Here is a 17,344-nt window from a genome sequence, read left to right as displayed (position 1 = left end):
GGCCGGGTGTCGCGACGGGGCGAACGTTGCCTGTCGCGGCGCTAGTTGCCGGTGACGGTGACCTTCTCGTCGTTGTTCAGCTCGTTCACGAGCGTCTTCACCTTCGCCTTGTCCCAGACGAGGTTGCCGCCGGTCGAGCCGGAGACCGGCATGTTCATCGACGTGCCGTCGCCGCCGCTGACGCCCTTCATCGCCCAGAACATGGACCCCAGGTCCCACAGCCCCATGTCCTTGTCCACGGTCAGCGAGTCCAGGCCCGCGCCCAGGGTCGGGTAGAGCTTGAAGGGGTTCAGGATCGTCGACGGGGTGGCCACCTGGTGGGCCAGCGCGGACAGGAACTTCTGCTGGTTCTTGGTGCGCTGGAGGTCGGAGGCGGCGAAGGCGTGCCGGGTGCGGACGAAGGCCAGGGCCTCCTCGCCGTCGAGGGTCTGCTTGCCCGCCTTGAAGTCGGCGCCCGAGTACTTGTCCTTGAAGCCCTTGTCGATGGTGATGTCCACGCCGCCCACCGCGTCGACGATGCTCGCGAAGCCCGCGAAGCCGATTTCCACGTAGTGGTCGATGTGCAGCCCGGTGTTGAACTCGATCGTGCGCACCAGCAGCGTCGGCCCGTCCTCGGCGTAGGCCGCGTTCAGCTTCGCGTGCCGGCCGGTGCCCTGGTAGACCTTCCCGGAGGCCGACCCCTTGTACGTCGGGATCTCCACGTCCGAGTCGCGCGGCAGCGAGATCAGGGTGTCGCCGGAGTCACCGACGTGCAGGATCATCATCGAGTCCGTGCGCTGGCCCTCGGCGGAGCCGGTGTGCAGCTTCTTCTTCTCGTCGGCCGACATGCCCTTGCGGCTGTCGGAACCGACGATCAGGTAGTTCGTGCCCTCGCCCCCGTCGGGCCGGTCGATGACCGTGGACAGGTCGACGTCGCGGTGCAGCTTGGAGTCGGCCCAGAAGTAGGTGGCGACCGACGTGACGATGAGCACGCTCGCCAGCGTGATCGCCGTCCACTTGATGCGGCGCCGCCAGTTCGGCGCGGGCCGCGGGCCCCGGGTGCGGACGTCACCGGGCCCGCCGGGCCCGCCCGGTCCGCCGTGGCCGCCGCCGGGGGTGCCGTACACCTGGCCGGTGTTGTAGCCGCTGTCGTACCCGCCGTAGCCGTCGTCCCCGTGGCCGTCGACGTACGACGGCTGCTGCGGGACCCCGCCGTACGGCGGCGCCGTACGGCCCGCGCCGCCGTAGCCGCCCTGTCCGGGCGCTCCCCGGTCGCGCCGCACCTGGCGCATCACACGGGCGCTCTCCGGCTGGGCGCCGGCACTGCCGCGTCCGTACCGGGTGCCGCGGTTGTCGTCGGACGATCCCTGGGGCCAGTCAGTCATGGGCCCCAGTGTGCAGGGCGCGACCGTGTGCCTTACAAGGCCCGTCGGAAAATCAGAGCGCCGCTGTTGCCAAGCTGACACAAATTCCGCATTGCCGCTTCGGCATAAGGTGGGGGTCATGACAGACCAGGCCCCTGCCGCGGAGGCGGGCATCCCGGGCGGGCGCGACACCTCGGACCCCGCCGGTATCCCGGGGAAGCCCACCTCGGCGTCCCGCACCACCCTGAGCCACATCATGACCCACAACGACACCAACCTGCTGGGGACGGTGCACGGCGGTGTGATCATGAAGCTCGTCGACGACGCGGCGGGCGCGGTGGCCGGCCGGCACTCCGGCGGGCCCGCCGTCACCGCGTCCATGGACGAGATGGTGTTCCTGGAGCCGGTCCGCGTGGGCGACCTGGTGCATGTCAAGGCACAGGTCAACTGGACCGGCCGGACCTCGATGGAGGTCGGCGTCCGGGTCCTGGCCGAGCGCTGGAACGAGTCGGCGCCGGCCACCCAGGTCGGCTCGGCCTACCTGGTCTTCGCGGCCGTGGACGCCGACGGCAAGCCCCGCCGGGTCCCGCAGGTCGTCCCCGAGACCGACCGCGACCGCCGCCGCTGCCAGGAGGCCCAGATCCGCCGCACCCACCGCCTGGCCCGCCGCCGCGCCATCCGCGAACTGCGCGAGCGCCGCGCGGCCGAGGGCTACGAGGACTAGGTGTATTGATCACGAGCGTTGTTGAGGGAGTCGACGCGGAGCGTCGAGGACCGACGACAACGCGGCAGATGTGCGTGCCACGCCCCGCGACGCCGACATGATCCGAACGACAGGCCCTAGGTAACCCCAGCACGGGCGCGGACTGGCCCTAGGGGCACACCACCTCGTCGCCCCGCACCACGCCGGGGTCAGGGGCACCGGGGTCGTCGAAGCGGACCTTGCGCACCTCCTTGAAGTCCGTGCCGGCGGTGACCTTCAGCAGCGGCCCCTGCCCGGGCGCCGGGCGCAGCTCGCTGCCCGGGAGCGCGGCCGCCAGGGAGCGGGCGGAGCGGTCCCAGCGGGGGTCGTAGGCGATCACCGTGCGCCGTACCGCGTGGTCGGGGGCGGTGACGGGCCGGTGGGTGGTGGCGAAGCCGGCCGCCGCGAGGGCCGCGTCCATCCGCTTGGCCACCCCGGCCGTCGGGGTGCCGTTCGCCACCTGGACGCGGATGCGGGCCGGCTCCACCTCCACCGGCACGGCCGCCGGGCCGCGCGGCGCCGGGCGGTCCACGCTGAGCGGCTTGTCGTCGCGCAGGGTCCGGAACAGCTTGTCCGCCAGGACCGGGTTCCACTTCAGGGTGGAGCCGATGCCCTTGACCGCGTAGCCCACCTGACCGATGGGGACGGTGGTGAACTCGGAGGAGGACGGGGAGAAGTTCCGCATGGCCCGGCCGAGGTCCAGCAGCTCGTCGGTGCCGAAGCCGGTGTCCGCCCGCACGGACCCGAGCACGGCCCGGGTCACGTCCCGGAACCTCATCGGGTTCAGCAGCACCCCGGAGGAGGTCGCCCGCTCGATCAGCGCGGCCAGGAACCGCTGCTGCCGCTTCATCCGGCCCAGGTCGCTGGCCCCGTCGACGTGCCGTGAGCGGACGTACTGAAGTGCCTGGCCGCCCGTGAGGGTGTGGGTGCCGGGCGACAGGTCCAGCGCGGTGTAGGAGTCCTTCAGCGGCTGCGCGGTGCAGACCCGGACCCCGCCCAGCACGTCCACGGTCCGCATGAACGTGGTGAAGTCCACCTCCAGGTAGTGGTCGATCTTCAGGTGGCTCATGTTCTCGACCGTGCGCACGGTCAGCTGCGGCCCGCCCTCCGCGTACGCCGCGTTGAGCTTGATGGCGTGGCGCGGGTGCCGCTTGCCGGTCACCGCGTCGACGTGCTCGGGCACCTCGGCGTAGGAGTCGCGCGGCAGGCTCACCACGGTCGCCCGGTCCCGGTCCCCCGCGATGTGCACGATCATGATCGTGTCGGTGCAGTGGCAGGGCTCGCCGCCCAGCCGGTAGCGGCGCCGGTCCTGCTCGCTGATCTTGTCGCGGCCGTCGGTTCCGACCAGCAGGACGTTCATGCCCTGGCCCGCGCGGGGACGGTTCTTCATGTCCTTGAACGGGTCGACCCGGGTGATGCCCGCGTCGAGGCTGGTGACGACGGCGTGCCCGATCCCGGCCGAGGCGAGCACCACCACCGACAGCGTGGTCACCGCCCGCATCGCCCAGCGCGGCCGCCTGGGCCGCACCGGCCCCGCGGGCGGCCGTGGCGCATCGCGGTTCGGCTGCGGGCGGCGCTGGGGCCGGGCAGGGGACCGTGGCGGGCTGGGCAAGGGACACCTCCGGACGACGCCGTACGTGGGATCCGTGAGCACAGTAGGGCGATACGATCTCCAGCCCGCCCCGCAGCCCCGCGGCGCGCACCGCTGTCCCCCGTTCGCGGTAACGTGAGGCTCTTATGAACGCCAAGCCCGACGTGCGGCCCCCCGCCGTTTCCGTGATCATGCCCGTCCTCAACGAGGAGCGGCATCTGCGCGGGGCCGTCCAAGCGATCCTCGCGCAGGAGTACTCCGGCGAGCTGGAGGTCGTCATCGCCCTCGGTCCGTCCGCGGACCGCACGGACGAGATCGCCGCCGAGCTGGTCGCCGAGGACCCGCGTGTGCACACCGTCGCCAACCCGACCGGCCGCACCCCCGCCGCGCTGAACGCGGCGATCAAGGCGTCCCGGCATCCGGTCGTGGTCCGCGTCGACGGCCACGGCATGCTCTCCCCGGACTACATCGCCACCGCCGTACGGCTCCTGGAGGAGACCGGCGCGCAGAACGTCGGCGGCATCATGCACGCCGAGGGCGAGAACGACTGGGAGCACGCCGTCGCCGCCGCGATGACCTCCAGGATCGGCGTGGGCAACGCGGCCTTCCACACCGGCGGCACGGCCGGCCCCGCCGAGACCGTCTACCTCGGTGTCTTCCGCCGCGCGGCCCTGGAACAACAGGGCGGCTACAACGAGGAGTTCATCCGCGCGCAGGACTGGGAGCTGAACTTCCGCATCCGCGAGGCGGGCGGCCTGATCTGGTTCTCGCCGGAGCTGAAGGTGTCCTACCGGCCCCGGCCGAGCGTGCGGGCCCTCGCCAAGCAGTACAAGGACTACGGCCGCTGGCGGCACGTCGTCGCCCGCTACCACGAGGGCTCCATCAACCTGCGCTACCTCGCCCCGCCGGCGGCGGTGTGCGCGATCGCGGCCGGTCTGGTGGCGGGCGCGGCCCTGACCCCGTGGGCCCTCGTCGTCCCCGGCGGCTACCTGGCGGCGATCACCGCGGGCTCGGTCCCCGCGGGCAGGGGGCTGCCGCTGAAGGCCCGGCTGCGGATCCCGGTCGCCCTCGCCACCATGCACATGTCCTGGGGCTGGGGCTTCCTGACCAGCCCGCGCTCGCTGGCGAAGCGGGTCATCGCCTCCCGGCGCCCGGCGGTTCCCAGCACCCCCTGAGGCGCCCGAGACGCCTGGTGGGTGCGCCGGCCTGAGCCTCCGGCCGGCGCACCCTCACCTCAGCTGGCGCACGTGACCTTGTCCGCCGTGGACTTGTCCACCGTGGGTGCCTTCGCCGGGATCTTCAGGGAGACACCGGCACCCTTGAAGTCCTTGCCCAGGGTGAGCGTCATCGCCGGCAGCCCCTGCGCGTTGGTCACGCTCCTGCCCGGCTTCAGGGCGGAGCCGGACAGCCCCATGATGGCGGCCAGCCGCCGCGCCTGGGGCGCCTGGTCGGGGCCGTACTCCAGGGTGGTCCGGCTCAGCGCGGCCGGTGCGTTGCCCGCGTTCTCCGATTTCAGCACGCCCGCGTCGTTCTGCAGCCAGTTCAACTCCGCCTGGGCGCTGCCGGCCGCCGCACCGCCGTTGAGGATGCGCACCCGCACCGCGGAGGCGTCCGACTTGGTGCCCTTCAGCCGCGCGGCCGCCCGGTCCTTGGCCGCCTGCTTCTGCTTCTTCACGTCGGTGAAGGAGACGTCGCCGTTGATGGCGTCGAAGACCGCGGGGGCCTTGCTCTGGTCGACCACGACGGTCGCGTGGACCTTCTCGGCGGGGTTGTCGATCACCGGCACCGTCACGAAGGAGATGTTCTTCGGCGGCACCTTCTTCAGCTCCAGCGCCACGTCCTTGAGCGTGCTCACCGAGCCGATGCCCTTGTCGACGGTCAGCGCCTTGGTGGCGGCCTCCGCGAGCTTCACCAGCTTGGTCGGGCTGGTCAGGGTGTCGCTGGAGGACATCTTGCGCATCAGGGAGGCCATGAACTGCTGCTGCACCTTGATGCGGTCCAGGTCGCCCTGGTTGCCCCAGCTGTGCCGGGTGCGGACGAACGCCAGCGCCTGCTCACCGGAGACCTTCGACGCGCCGGCCGGCAGGTCGAGGTGCGAGTCCTTGTCCTTCACGGCGTGCTTGAGGCACACGTCGACCCCGCCGACCGCCGTCGTCAGCGTCTTCACCGCGTTGAAGTCGACCATCATGAAGTGGTCCGGCGCGATGCCGGTGACCGCCTTCACCGTGTTCATGGTGCAGCCCGGGTCGCGGCCGTCCTGTCCCAGGCTGGTGTTGAAGCGGACGCCGTCGGTGCCGGGGATGACCTTGGTGCTGCCGTCGGACTGGATGGTCTCGCAGTCCGGCACGTCCACGATCAGGTCGCGCGGGATGCTCAGCGCGGTCGCGTTCGTCCGGTCCTTGGAGACGTGCAGCAGGATGTTGGTGTCCGCGTGCCCGACGCTGCCCTTGTCGCCGTAGCCCTCGTTGCCCGCACCGGTCCGCTTGTCGGTGCCGATGATCAGGATGTTGAAGGCGTCGTCCTTGCTGAAGTCGCTCTTGGCCGCACTGCCGACGTCGGTGGTGCTGACGTTGCCCTCGAGGTGCTTGAGGTAGGCGTAGGCGGCGGTGCCGGTGGCGATCAGCACGAACGCCATGGTGCCGCCGGTCCACACCAGGACCTTCTTGGCCTTGGACTTCTTCTTCACCGGCCGCCGGCCGCGGCGCCCGGGCGGCGGTTCGGGCTCGGTCCGGCGCCGGCGCGGCCCCGGCACCTCCTGGCCCGGCACCGTGCGCATCGGGCGGGTCTGCCCGCCCTCCCGCGCGCCGCCGCCTTCCTGGCCGGCCGGCCGCGAGCGGCCGCGCGCCGCGCCGCCGCTCCTGCCGGAGGCAGGCTTACGGGGTCCCGGGACCGCTGATTGCGGTGCGGAGGGACTCAGTCGCAGTTCGTATTCGCCGGTGTCCGGATTGAGCACCCACTGGTCTGCGGGGTCGATGTTCTCCGCCCGCCCACGGCCTTGCGCGTCCACGGTTGTCCGAATCCTCCGTCGGGGCCACGCGGCGCCTTTCCCCCTCCAAGGCGCTCGGGTCTCGGTCAAGCAGTGCACGACCCCAGGACGGACCTCGTGGCCGGGTGCACCGGATCGCTCACACTATCCGCCCAGTTCAGCCTGGAACGACGCCGGTGACAAATTCCACGTCCCTACAACCGGGCAATCCGTCGCATTTTCTGAACACGGGTTCGGTTGCTTGGCGGCGCTTTGGCGCCGGCTTTACCCGCACGTGTCCTCGGCGGCGGTGTTGCCGCGGAACGTGGGGGCGGGGGAGGGCCTGTCCCCGGCGCCGGTGCCGGTGCCGTCGCCGCCGCCGAAGGGCGCCTGCCCGGAGGCCCGGGCGGCGACCGCCACCGGCCGGTCACCGCGCAGCAGCGCGAACAGCCGCTCGGCGTCGGGTTCCACGAGCTGGTCGCGGTTGGCGTCGTAGACGTAGGACTCGCGCGGCACGGTGAGGAACTGCACATGTTCCGGAGGGATGTTCCGCAGTCCGCGCACCAACTGGTAGAGGCCGCGCAGACTGGCCAGCCCCGGGTCGGTGGTGAGGGAGGAGGTGGCCGCGTCCAGCAGCGGGTAGAGCTTCGCCGGGTTCAGCAGGACGTCCTCGCTCCGCACCTTGTTGACGAGCGCGCCGAGGAAGCGCTGCTGGCGGTTCATGCGGTCGGTGTCGCTGCCGTCGCCGAGCGACTTGCGGGCGCGCACGTAGCCGAGGGCCTGTTCGCCGTCGAGCGACACCCGCCCCGCAGGCAGCTTCAGCCTGGCCGCCCGGTCGTCGATGGGCTCCTTCAGGCACACCTCCACGCCGTCGACGGCGTCGACCATCTCCTTGAACCCGCTGAAGTCGACGACGACGTGATGGTCGACCCGGATGTCCGTCAGCTTCTCGACGGTCCGCACGGTGCACGCCGAACCGCCCAACTGGAAGGCGTAGTTCAACATCGCGAACGCCGGTTCGCTGCGGCTGCCGTTCGCCCGCCGGCACCGCGGTACGTCCACCATCAGGTCGCGCGGCAGGGACACCGCGGTGGCGCTGCGCCGGTTCGCGGCCAGGTGCAGCAGGATCGTGGTGTCCGACCGCTCGCTGCCGAGGTCCCGCCCGTACGCGCGGTTGCCCGCGCCGGCCCGGCTGTCGGATCCGATGAGCAGGATGTTCTGCGCGCCGCGCACGAGCGCGGTGGGCCGCTCCCGCTCGTAGCGCGCCAGCTCCGCCGCCGCGTCGTCGTCGGCCGTGATGTTGCCGCTGAGCTTCGCGTACACCGCCCAGCCGCACCCGGCCGCCGCCACCAGCAGCACGGCCGCCCCCAGCGCCGTCCCCCTGACCCACCGCCGCCTGCGCCGCCGCACGAGTCCCCCGCCGGTGGCGGACGCGCCGGCACCGGGCCCGGGGGGCTTGCCTGCGGTGTCGGCCACGTCCGGATCTCCACCCCTCATGGCGTACGAGCGTCACGTCCTGCTGCTCCTACGACCATCGCCCGCGGCAGCGGGCCGGGGCGGCCGGTGCTACGCCGGACGGGTGACGCCCGGGCGCCCCGCCACCCCCGCCGGGAGACCGCGTCGGGCCCCCTCACCGGCCATTTCGCGGGCCACCGGGCCACCCGGCGCCCCCGGACATCCGCCGGTGCTCAGTGCCGGGCCGCGGTGACCCGCTCGCTGTCGATCCGCTTGGCCAGCGCGTCCCCGGCCAGCCGGTCGAGGTTGCGGCACAGCACCACCGAGCCGCCGACGGCCAGCGGCGCGTACAGCCCCGCGCTCAGCCCTTCCCAGGTGTCGTACGGCAGGCCCGACAGCAGGCGGGAGCCGGGCCCGGTGAGGTCCAGCGCGGGCGCGTCGGCGCGGGCCCGCTCGACCACCTCGGCGCCGCTGTACTCGGCTCCGGCCACGATCAGCGCGGGCTCGTCGGCGTCCACCGGGGCGAAGGGCGCGAACCGGTCGCCCTGGGACGGCACTTCCACCGCGTAGTCGGCGAAGCCCTCGGGCGGCTGCGGGAACCGGCCGCCGAGCGGCCGCAGCGCGAGGGCGATCCGCTCCCCGCGGCAGGCCCGCGCCGCCTCCAGCGTGTCCGGGCCGCTCACCACGACGTCGGCCGCCGCCGGGTCGCCCGCGACGTCCGCGACCGCGCCCACCGAGGAACAGGCCAGCAGCCACACGGCCGTCTGCCAGTGCGCGGGCAGCAGCAGCGCGACCCGGTCACCGGGACCGGCGGCGAGATCGCCCTGGAGCAGGTTCGCGGTCTTGGCCACCCAATTGGCGAAGGTGGCCACGGACAGTTCGACGCGCTCGCCCGTGGCGTCGTCGTAGAAGGTCACCAGGGGGCGTCCGGGGTCCGCGGCGAGCGCGGAACGCAGCAGGTCGGCAGGGGTGCGATCGGTGGCGTTCACCCGCGCAAGGGTACGCCGGGGCAAGCGGCCGCACCGGGCGGCGGGGCCACCGGTTCGGCGGAACGCCCCCCGACGGCCCGTCAACTACCGCCCGACGCACCGATAGACATATTTGTCGCGGTATGTCCAAGATCGGGGGCATGCGTGGATTCCTCACTTCCTCGATCGGCGCCTCCGCGGTCGGCCTCACCTGCGCGGCCGTCCTCGCGCTCCAGCTGACCTTGCCCGCGGCCGCGGTGGCCGCGGGAGCGGGGCCGGCCGCGGGAGCGGTGGCCGGGCGCCCCGCGGACCCGGCCACCGCACGGCACACCGCCGGGGCCGCCCTCCCCGGCCGCACCCAGTCGCTCCCGCTGGTCCCCCTCGCCCCCGACCGCGCCCTGGGCACGTCCCCGCAGCAGGGCCTGTACCGCGCCGGGGTGGGGCACTTCTCGCTGCTCGGTGTCGTCTGGGACGACCCCGCCACCGAGTTGCGCGGCCGGGTCCAGGTGCGCACCCGGTCCGCCGCCACCGGCGCCTGGTCCGGCTGGCAGGACGTCGAGACCCACAACGCCGACCACGGCGCCGACCCGGGCACCTCGGAACGCGCCTCCCGCCGGGTGCGCGGCGCCACCGCACCGCTGTGGGTGGGGGACTCGGACGGCGTGGACGTGCGGGTCCGCGCGGCCGGCGCGGAGGCGGGCAGGGAGGCGGGCGCGGGCGGCGCCGAGCTGCCCGGCGGACTGCGCGTCGAACTCGTCGACCCCGGCGCCGATCCGCCGCCCGCCGGCCCCCCGGCCGGCACACTCCGCACCGACGCCGACGCCGACGCCGACGCCGACGCCGACGCCGACGCCGACACCGACGCCGACGCCGACGCCGCCGAGGCGGACGCGGCGACCGCCGCCGCCGAGGCCAACGCCGATCTCGCGCCCGCCGACGCCACCGAGATCCCCGCGCTGACCCGCGAGGAGACCGAGGCCGAACTCCGCCACCTCGCCGGCGGGCCGGACGACGGGCTCGGCGGTGACCTCGCCGACGGACTGCGCGCCAGGCCGTACATCGGGCCGCGGCCGAGGATCGTCACCCGGCGCGGCTGGGGCGCGAACGAGTCGCTGCGCAGGCGCGGGTTCGTCTACACCAAGAAGGTCAAGGCGGCCTTCGTGCACCACACCGCTTCCGGCAACACGTACAGCTGCGCGCAGGCCCCCGCCGTGATCCGCGGCATCTACCGGTACCACGTGCGCAGCATGGGCTGGCGGGACATCGGCTACAACTTCCTCGTCGACCGATGCGGCAGCATCTACGAGGGCCGCGCCGGAGGGGCGGCGAGGGCCGTCATGGGCGCCCACACCCTCGGCTTCAACAGCAACAGCATGGGCATCGCCGTCCTCGGCACCTACAGCTCCAACAAGCCGTCCGGCGCCGCCGTCCGCGCCATCGCCCGGCTCACCGCGTGGAAGCTCGGCCTCTACGGGGTCAACCCGCGCGGCACGACCCACCTCGAGTCGGGCGGCGGCAACCGCTACCCGAAGGGCAGGAACGTACGGCTGCACGTCATCTCCGGCCACCGGGACGGCTTCGTCACCGACTGCCCCGGCAAGCGGCTCTACGCCAGGCTCGGTTCGGCCCGTTCCAGCGCGGCGCGCTACCAGGGGCGCTGAGCGAGGCGGGCAGGGGAGGCGGTCCGTGCGGCGGACGGGGGAAACCGCGCACCGAACGCGCGGGACGCAGCGCGGCCGTCGGGAGCGCCGTCGGGGGGTCTGCATACACTGGCCGGCCAGAACGACGGTTCGGCCGGCCCCGGCAGGAAGCAGAGACGACAGGTGACAGAAGCGATCCTCCTGGTCGGCGGCAAAGGCACCCGGCTGCGTCCGCTCACGGTGCACACGCCCAAGCCGCTGGTCCGAGCGGCCGGAGTGCCGTTCCTCACGCACCAGCTGGCACGCGCGCGAGCGGCCGGCGTGGACCACATCATCCTGGCCACGAGCTATCTGGCGGAGGTCTTCGAACCCTGCTTCGGCGACGGCGCCGAACTGGGCCTGCACATCGAGTACGTGACCGAGGACGAGCCCCTGGGCACGGGCGGCGCGATCCGCAACGTCGCCTCCCGGCTGCGCTCCGGCCCCGACGACCCGGTGCTGATCTTCAACGGGGACATCCTGACCGGCCTGGACATCAGGGCCCTGGTCCGCACCCACGAGACGACCGGAGCGGACGTCTCCCTGCACCTGACCAAGGTCGCGGACCCGCGCGCCTACGGCCTGGTCCCCACGGACGACACCGGCCGCGTCCTCGCTTTCCTGGAGAAGCCGCAGAGCCCGGAGGAGATCGTCACCGACCAGATCAACGCGGGCGCGTACGTCTTCCGCCGCTCGGTCATCGACACGATCCCGGCGGGCCGCCCGGTCTCGGTGGAACGCGAGACCTTCCCCGGTCTGCTCGCCGCCGGCGCCCACCTCCAGGGCCTGGTCGACTCCACGTACTGGCTGGACCTCGGCACCCCGGCCGCCTTCGTGCGCGGCTCGGCCGACCTGGTCCTGGGCCGGGCGCCGTCCCCGGCGGTGCCCGGCCGCTGCGGCGACCGGCTCGTGCTGCCCACGGCCCGGGTCGCCCCGGACGCCAAGCTGACGGGCGGCACGGTGGTGGGCGAGGGCGCGTTCGTCGCCGAGGGCGCCCGGGTCTACGGCAGCACGATCCTGCCGGGCGCGGTGATCGAGCCCGGCGCCGTCGTCACCGACTCCCTGATCGGCACCGGTGCCCGGGTCGGCGAGCGGTCCGTCCTGACCGGCACGGTCATCGGTGACGGCGCGGTCGTCGGCCCCGACAACGAACTGCGCGAGGGCGCCCGCGTGTGGTGCGACGCCCGCATCCCGGCGGGAGCGGTCCGCTTCTCCTCCGACCAGTGACCGACCAGGTGACCGGGCCAGGTGACCGACGAGGTGACGGCCAGGTGGCCCACGAGGTGACCGGCCACTGACCCGCGCCGCGTCCGGGGCCGCTCACCGCCGGCTCACCGCCGGGTCAGAGCCGCCCGATGTCCCCGACGGGCATCCGCGGTCCTCGGCGCGCCGGAAGGTGCCCGCTCAGCAGGATGAGCCTCGCCGCCCGGTGCCGCTGCCCCGCGTAGGGCTCCAGCAGCCGGAGCATCGCGGCGTCGTCGGCGTGCCGGTCGCCCGCGAGCGCCCAGCCCACGATCCCGGGCAGGTGCAGGTCCCCGACGGTCACCGCGTCCGGGGCGCCGTGACTGCGCTGCACGACCTCCGCCGACGTCCACGGCCCGATCCCGGGGACCACCTCCAGCCGCGCCCGGGCGGCCTCCGGTTCCATCCCCACCGCCTGCTCCAGCCGTGCGGCGACCCGCACGGCACGCAGGACCGTCGAGGCCCGCTTGTCGTCGACGCCGGCCCGGTGCCACTCCCAGGAGGGGATCAGCGCCCACGTCCGGGGCGCCGGCATGACCCACAGCCGTCCGCCCGCCGCGGGCCCCGGCGCCGGTTCGCCGAACGCGCGCACCAGCGTCCGCCACGCCCGGTAGGCCTCGACGGTCGTGACCTTCTGCTCCAGCACCGACGGGATCAGCGACTCCAGCACCAGCCCGGTCCGCGTCAGCCGCAGCCCGCGCCGCCGGTGCCACGCCGCCGCCACCGCCCGGTGCCGCGGCACGAACGCGCCGGGCTCGTCCGCCGCGCCGAGCAGCTCGGGCAGCTGCTCCAGCAGCCACTCGGCGCCGGGCCCCCACGCCTCGCCGCGCACCTCGCCGCCGTACGCCGACACGCGCAGCGTGCCCGGTCCGGCGGGTGTCAGGCTGGTCCGCCACACGGACCCGTCGGGCGTCGCCCGGAACGTCGGATCGCCCGGCCCGCGTCTGAGCGGCCCGAGGACCAGCCCGAGGTCGAGCGGCCCGTCAGGCACCCACCGCCGCACACGCCCCGGCGCACCGGAGGGCACGACGGTCCGCCCGCCGCGCGCGGGGGCGGGGACGCCCGGCAGGCCCCCGGTGCCCTGCGGGCGAGGGGGCCGCTGAACGAAACGTCCTGCCACGGGTGAGGTCCTCGGGATGCGGTGTGCGGTGCGAGCCGTGCGGGAGCCGTCCCGTAACGGACGTCCTACGGTGCCACACCGGGCGGCACGCCGTCCCACCGGACGCCCCACCCGGCACGCACGCACGCGCGCCGGGCCCGCGCCCTGCGTCCTGTGCCGCGGCGCACCTCACCCCGGCCGGTTCACCGCACCGCGATGAAGCTTCCCGCCTCCCGTGCCGGACGCGGCGTCGGGGACGCGGCCGGATGCCCGACCGCCACCGCGCCCATCGGGTCCCAGTCCGGCGGCAGCCCGAGCGTCTCGCGCACGACGTCCCGGCAGAACATCGTGGACGACACCCACGCGGATCCCAGCCGCTCCCCGGCCAGCGCGACCAGGAAGTTCTGCACGCCCGCGCCCGCGGCGACCACGAACATCTCCCGTTCGGCGCCGTCGCGCCGGGCGTCCCCGTAGTGGTGCGAGCCGTCCATGACGAGGCAGGGCACCACCAGGTAGGGAGCGTTCCGCAGCACGTCCCCGCGGCGCACGCGCGCGGCGATGGACTCCTCGCTCCTGCCGTCGCGCCGCAGATCGGCGATCCACGCCTCCCGCATGGCGTCGAGCAGCCGGGTCCGCGACTCCCCGGACTCCAGCATTACGAACCGCCACGGCGTCGTGTGGTGCGGCGCCGGCGCGGTGACCGCGGCGGCCACCGCCCGCCGGACCGCCCCGGGGTCCACCGGCTCGGCGGTGAACGCCCGGACCGTGCGCCGCTGGGTCACCGCCTCCCGCACCGCCTCGGAGGTGCCGAGCCGGAACATGTCGTCCCGCGCGTCCCGCACCAGCAGCCGTGCGCCCGCCGCCCACTCCGCCTGCTCCCCGGCGTCCGCGCTGTCCGCGGTGTCCCCGGCGATCCCGGCCTCCCCGGCCAGCACGTGCGGCAGCCCGCGCACGACGGCCACCGGCAGCCCGGCGGCCTTGCCCTTGACGAGGTCGCCCGCCGCGGCCAGTTCGTCCGCGGTGGCGACGACGGTGGCGCTCAGCGGATTGCCGTACGCGTCCGTGCCGCCGCGCAGGTCGTCCAGCACCCGCACACCGGCCGCGCCGATCGCCACGTCCGTGAGCCCGGCGCGCCACGGCCGCCCGAAGGTGTCGGTGACGAGGACGCCGACGTCGACACCGAGGGCGTCCCGCAGACCGGCGCGGATCGCGCGCGCGGAGGCGTCCGGGTCGTCGGGCAGCAGCAGCACGGTCCCCGACGGCGTGTTCGAGGCGTCGACCCCGGCGGCCGCCATGACCAGCCCCTGCCGGTTCTCCACGATCCGCAGCGGCCCCCGCCGCGCCACCACCCGGACCGTCTCGGCGTCGATCGCCGCCTCCCGGTCGGCCGCCTCGACGATCCGGCCCTCCGCCTTCGACACGATCTTGGAGGTGACCAGCAGCACGTCGCCGTCGGCCAGCCCCGGTTCGGCGGCGGCGATCAGCTTGGCGAGGTCGTCGCCCTCCCGGACCTCGGGCATCCCGGGAACCGCCCAGACGCGGTACCCGGGCGCCGCCGCGAGCCCCTGGTCCGCCCCGGGCGCCGCCTGCCCCTGGCGGTGCGTCTCGCCGCTCAAGCCGCCCGCACCTCCTCCGCCAGCGCCAGCGCCTCCCGCGCCATCCGCGCCGCCGCGTCCACGTCGGTCATCATCAGCGGTACGGCCCGGCAGCGGATGCCCGCCGCCTCGACCCGCTCGACCGAGCCCGCGTCCACGGTGTCCACGAGCCAGCCGTCCAGCAGCCCCGAGCCGTAGTGCTCGGCGACCGCCGCCGCCGTGGACTCCACGCCGACCGCCGCCAGAACCTTGTCGGCCATCCCGCGCACCGGCGCGTCCCCGACGATGGGGGAGAGGCCGACCACGGGCACCCCGGCGTCCGCGATGGCCTCCCGGATGCCGGGCACGGCCAGGATGGTGCCGACGGACACGACCGGGTTGGACGGCGGGAAGAGCACGACGTCCGCCGCGGCGATCGCCTCCAGCACGCCCGGCGCCGGCTTGGACTGCTCGGCCCCGACCGGTACGACCGCCTCGGCCGGGACGGAGGCGCGCAGCCGCACCCAGTACTCCTGGAAGTGCACCGCCTTGCGCTCGCCGTCCAGGTCGACCGCCACGTGCGTCTCGACGCGGTCGTCGGTCATCGGGATCAGCCGCACGCCCGGCTTCCACCGGTCGCACAGCGCCTCGGTCACCGCGCTGAGCGGATACCCGGCGGCCAGCATCTGGGTCCGCACGATGTGCGTGGCGAAGTCCCGGTCGCCGAGCCCGAACCACTCCGGGCCCACCCCGTAGGCCGCCAGCTCCTCCTTGAGGTGGAAGGTCTCGTCGGTCCGCCCCCAGCCCTGCTCCTCGTTGATGCCGCCGCCGAGCGTGTACATCACCGTGTCGAGGTCCGGACAGACCTTCAGCCCGAAGAGGTGAATGTCGTCGCCCGTGTTGCCGATGACCGTGACGTCGGCGTCCGGCACGGCCCGCTTCAGACCGCGCAGGAACCGGGCACCGCCGATGCCGCCTGCCAGAACCACAATGCGCATGGGCCAAGTCTCGCAGGCGGGTACGACACCTCGTCAGCCGGTGGGCCGCGCCGCACCGGTGGTGTTCCGGACGGCCCCGGTGCGTCAGGCGGTGACCGGGGCCTGCCCGGGGTGGGCCGTGCAGGCCTGGGCGGTGTGCATGGGCATCTCGGTCAGGCCCGGGTAGTAGACGTGCAGACTGACCGACGGCTCCAGCGCGTCGTTGACGACCTCGTGCACGTACCCGGGGGCGAACACCCGCTGCGCCCCGGCGGCCAGCGCGCGCGTGCCGCGTTCGGTGCGCTCGGTCAGCGTGCCCTCCAGCACGGTCAGCACGCCGGAGGAGCGGCCGTGGTCGTGCAGCCCGCTGCCCTGCCCCGGCACCCAGGACAGCAGCCACACCTCGTACCCGGGGCCGGTGCGCAGCCGGTGGTACCAGCGAGTGGTGGCGTCGTAGCGGACGAGGTGCGCCCACTGGGAGCGGTCGGCGGCGATGGACCGGGCCAGGCCGGCGAACTCGGCGACGGTGACCGGGTGCTCGCGCGGCGGCTGGAGCAGGTGGGTGACCTCGAGGATGTCACCGGCGATCTGGAGATCGTTGTCGCTGTTCATGGGGTGCGGGGTTCCTCGGCGGAAGAGTGGGGGGCTGGTGTGTCGCCTGCCGCCGTCCCGGGTCACGGGGGACAGCGGTGCCCGGGGCGGGGCCGGGAGGGGAGACGCAGCCGGGTCGGGGAGACTCGGCGGCAGCCGGAGCGCGGGTGGCTCAACAGCTGTGACAGCAACAGCGACAGCGTGCGCGAGCAGCACCGTGGGACCCGGCGGAGCGGGTCGAGGTGAGTGCCGAGTTCGCGAGCATGCCCACAAGGACACCGGTTCACACCTGCACTGTCAACTCGACGCCCGGATCGTGGGATGTGCTTCACCTCATCCGGTTCATCTGTCAGGTGAAAGGTTTGTCCACCCGACTCTCGGGACACATGGCGCACAACCGAGCGCTCGAGCCTCGCTGGAACGCGATCGAACGCATGGGCGTCCTTCTCCGTACAAGGCTCCGCACGGAGTCGGCGCCCCGTGCGGGTCAAGGTTTATGGCGATTTGAACACTTTCCGCTTGGTCTTGGTTCCGCAGAGTGAATAACGGGCCCAATAGCAGATCTCGGCTTGACTCGCCCGGAGCAGCACACTTGTAATTTCACTCGTGTCGTTCAGCCGAAATCGGTAACGGCCAGGCACGGGGACGCTGGAAGACAGACGAGGGGCGCACATGACCGAGCTGGTGCAGCAACTGCTGGTCGACGACGCGGACGAGGAACTCGGCTGGCAGGAGCGCGCGCTGTGCGCCCAGACCGACCCCGAGTCCTTCTTCCCCGAGAAGGGCGGCTCCACCAGAGAGGCGAAGAAGGTCTGCCTCGCCTGCGAGGTGCGCTCCGAGTGCCTCGAGTACGCCCTCGCCAACGACGAGCGCTTCGGCATCTGGGGCGGACTGTCCGAGCGCGAGCGGCGCCGCCTGAAGAAGGCCGCCGTCTGAGGTTGCGGGACGCCGTCCGGGCGGACGGCGCACGACACCCCCTCCGCGCCGCGCGAACGGCCCGTCGCGACCGGGTTGTCCACAGGTGGTGGTCCGTGGTCGTCCACAGGCGGCGGTCCGTGGTGCCGGCCAGCCGATAGTGTGGTCGCTCGTCCGAGACGCCCCGCTGCCCCCGAGGGCAC

Annotated in this window: 14 protein-coding genes; 5 read left to right on the top strand and 9 right to left on the bottom strand. The window is 73.7% G+C overall.

Annotated elements, in window-relative coordinates; all coding sequences use genetic code 11:
- Positions 1-41: 41 nt before the first annotated feature.
- Positions 42-1,364, bottom strand: a complete 1,323-nt coding sequence (locus ACZ6CZ_RS15935) for an LCP family protein (RefSeq protein WP_469020639.1) — start codon at positions 1,362-1,364, stop codon at positions 42-44.
- A gap of 118 nt (positions 1,365-1,482) precedes the next feature.
- On the opposite strand from ACZ6CZ_RS15935, the gene ACZ6CZ_RS15930 reads away from it, so the two are divergent.
- The gene (locus ACZ6CZ_RS15930; protein WP_469020636.1) at positions 1,483-2,067 is read left to right on the top strand and encodes an acyl-CoA thioesterase; all 585 of its coding nucleotides are present in this window, start codon (positions 1,483-1,485) and stop codon (positions 2,065-2,067) included.
- 148 nt (positions 2,068-2,215) lie between these two features.
- Here the strand turns inward: ACZ6CZ_RS15930 and ACZ6CZ_RS15925 are convergent, their stop codons facing one another.
- Positions 2,216-3,697: an LCP family protein gene (locus ACZ6CZ_RS15925; RefSeq protein ID WP_469020633.1), complete on the bottom strand. Its 1,482-nt coding sequence runs from the start codon at positions 3,695-3,697 to the stop codon at positions 2,216-2,218.
- Between the two features lie 125 nt (positions 3,698-3,822).
- On the opposite strand from ACZ6CZ_RS15925, the gene ACZ6CZ_RS15920 reads away from it, so the two are divergent.
- Positions 3,823-4,851, top strand: coding sequence for a glycosyltransferase family 2 protein (locus ACZ6CZ_RS15920; protein WP_469020631.1), 1,029 nt, complete (start codon positions 3,823-3,825; stop codon positions 4,849-4,851).
- Positions 4,852-4,910: 59 nt separating this feature from the next.
- Here the strand turns inward: ACZ6CZ_RS15920 and ACZ6CZ_RS15915 are convergent, their stop codons facing one another.
- The 3 genes from ACZ6CZ_RS15915 to ACZ6CZ_RS15905 all read right to left on the bottom strand — a co-directional run bounded on the left by ACZ6CZ_RS15915 (position 4,911) and on the right by ACZ6CZ_RS15905 (position 9,085).
- Positions 4,911-6,683, bottom strand: a complete 1,773-nt coding sequence (locus ACZ6CZ_RS15915) for an LCP family protein (protein WP_469020628.1) — start codon at positions 6,681-6,683, stop codon at positions 4,911-4,913.
- A 243-nt stretch (positions 6,684-6,926) separates the two neighbouring features.
- Entirely contained in the window at positions 6,927-8,138 is a 1,212-nt protein-coding gene (locus ACZ6CZ_RS15910) for an LCP family protein (RefSeq protein WP_469020626.1), read from the bottom strand.
- 191 nt (positions 8,139-8,329) lie between these two features.
- On the bottom strand, positions 8,330-9,085 hold the full coding sequence (locus ACZ6CZ_RS15905) for a TIGR03089 family protein (protein ID WP_469020624.1): 756 nt from the start codon (positions 9,083-9,085) through the stop codon (positions 8,330-8,332).
- 140 nt (positions 9,086-9,225) lie between these two features.
- Here ACZ6CZ_RS15905 and ACZ6CZ_RS15900 point away from each other — a divergent pair, with 140 nt between their 5' ends.
- Together ACZ6CZ_RS15900 and manB are read left to right on the top strand one after the other, a co-directional pair.
- Positions 9,226-10,725, top strand: coding sequence for a peptidoglycan recognition protein family protein (locus ACZ6CZ_RS15900; protein WP_469020621.1), 1,500 nt, complete (start codon positions 9,226-9,228; stop codon positions 10,723-10,725).
- 162 nt (positions 10,726-10,887) lie between these two features.
- Positions 10,888-11,970, top strand: a complete 1,083-nt coding sequence (gene manB, locus ACZ6CZ_RS15895) for a mannose-1-phosphate guanylyltransferase (RefSeq protein ID WP_469020618.1) — start codon at positions 10,888-10,890, stop codon at positions 11,968-11,970.
- A gap of 115 nt (positions 11,971-12,085) precedes the next feature.
- On the opposite strand, the gene ACZ6CZ_RS15890 is transcribed toward manB, so the two are convergent.
- The 4 genes from ACZ6CZ_RS15890 to ACZ6CZ_RS15875 form a co-directional block, all read right to left on the bottom strand.
- Positions 12,086-13,105, bottom strand: a complete 1,020-nt coding sequence (locus tag ACZ6CZ_RS15890; RefSeq protein ID WP_469020615.1) for a DNA-3-methyladenine glycosylase family protein — start codon at positions 13,103-13,105, stop codon at positions 12,086-12,088.
- 182 nt (positions 13,106-13,287) lie between these two features.
- Complete coding sequence (locus ACZ6CZ_RS15885) at positions 13,288-14,604, bottom strand: coenzyme F420-0:L-glutamate ligase (protein WP_469021606.1); 1,317 nt, start codon at positions 14,602-14,604, stop codon at positions 13,288-13,290.
- 92 nt (positions 14,605-14,696) lie between these two features.
- Positions 14,697-15,656, bottom strand: a complete 960-nt coding sequence (gene cofD / locus ACZ6CZ_RS15880; protein ID WP_469020613.1) for a 2-phospho-L-lactate transferase — start codon at positions 15,654-15,656, stop codon at positions 14,697-14,699.
- Between the two features lie 84 nt (positions 15,657-15,740).
- The gene (locus ACZ6CZ_RS15875; RefSeq protein ID WP_469020610.1) at positions 15,741-16,247 is read right to left on the bottom strand and encodes a cysteine dioxygenase; all 507 of its coding nucleotides are present in this window, start codon (positions 16,245-16,247) and stop codon (positions 15,741-15,743) included.
- A gap of 651 nt (positions 16,248-16,898) precedes the next feature.
- Between ACZ6CZ_RS15875 and ACZ6CZ_RS15870 the strand changes: the two genes are divergently transcribed.
- On the top strand, positions 16,899-17,162 hold the full coding sequence (locus tag ACZ6CZ_RS15870; protein WP_003975777.1) for a WhiB family transcriptional regulator: 264 nt from the start codon (positions 16,899-16,901) through the stop codon (positions 17,160-17,162).
- Positions 17,163-17,344 lie beyond the last annotated feature (182 nt).

It is taken from the genome of Streptomyces sp. NPDC041135 (genome assembly GCF_055592085.1).
This window is presented reverse-complemented; position numbering and strand designations above follow the sequence as displayed.

Excerpts from the sequence above, each read along its gene's own strand:
- ACZ6CZ_RS15875 (WP_469020610.1), bottom strand. The coding sequence starts at position 16,247 with ATGAACAGCGACAACGATCTCCAGATCGCCGGTGACATCCTCGAGGTC.
- ACZ6CZ_RS15935 (WP_469020639.1), bottom strand. The coding sequence starts at position 1,364 with ATGACTGACTGGCCCCAGGGATCGTCCGACGACAACCGCGGCACCCGG.
- ACZ6CZ_RS15910 (WP_469020626.1), bottom strand. The coding sequence starts at position 8,138 with ATGAGGGGTGGAGATCCGGACGTGGCCGACACCGCAGGCAAGCCCCCC.
- ACZ6CZ_RS15930 (WP_469020636.1), top strand. The coding sequence starts at position 1,483 with ATGACAGACCAGGCCCCTGCCGCGGAGGCGGGCATCCCGGGCGGGCGC.
- ACZ6CZ_RS15885 (WP_469021606.1), bottom strand. The coding sequence starts at position 14,604 with ATGCCCGAGGTCCGGGAGGGCGACGACCTCGCCAAGCTGATCGCCGCC.
- cofD (WP_469020613.1), bottom strand. The coding sequence starts at position 15,656 with ATGCGCATTGTGGTTCTGGCAGGCGGCATCGGCGGTGCCCGGTTCCTG.
- ACZ6CZ_RS15920 (WP_469020631.1), top strand. The coding sequence starts at position 3,823 with ATGAACGCCAAGCCCGACGTGCGGCCCCCCGCCGTTTCCGTGATCATG.
- ACZ6CZ_RS15870 (WP_003975777.1), top strand. The coding sequence starts at position 16,899 with ATGACCGAGCTGGTGCAGCAACTGCTGGTCGACGACGCGGACGAGGAA.
- ACZ6CZ_RS15900 (WP_469020621.1), top strand. The coding sequence starts at position 9,226 with ATGCGTGGATTCCTCACTTCCTCGATCGGCGCCTCCGCGGTCGGCCTC.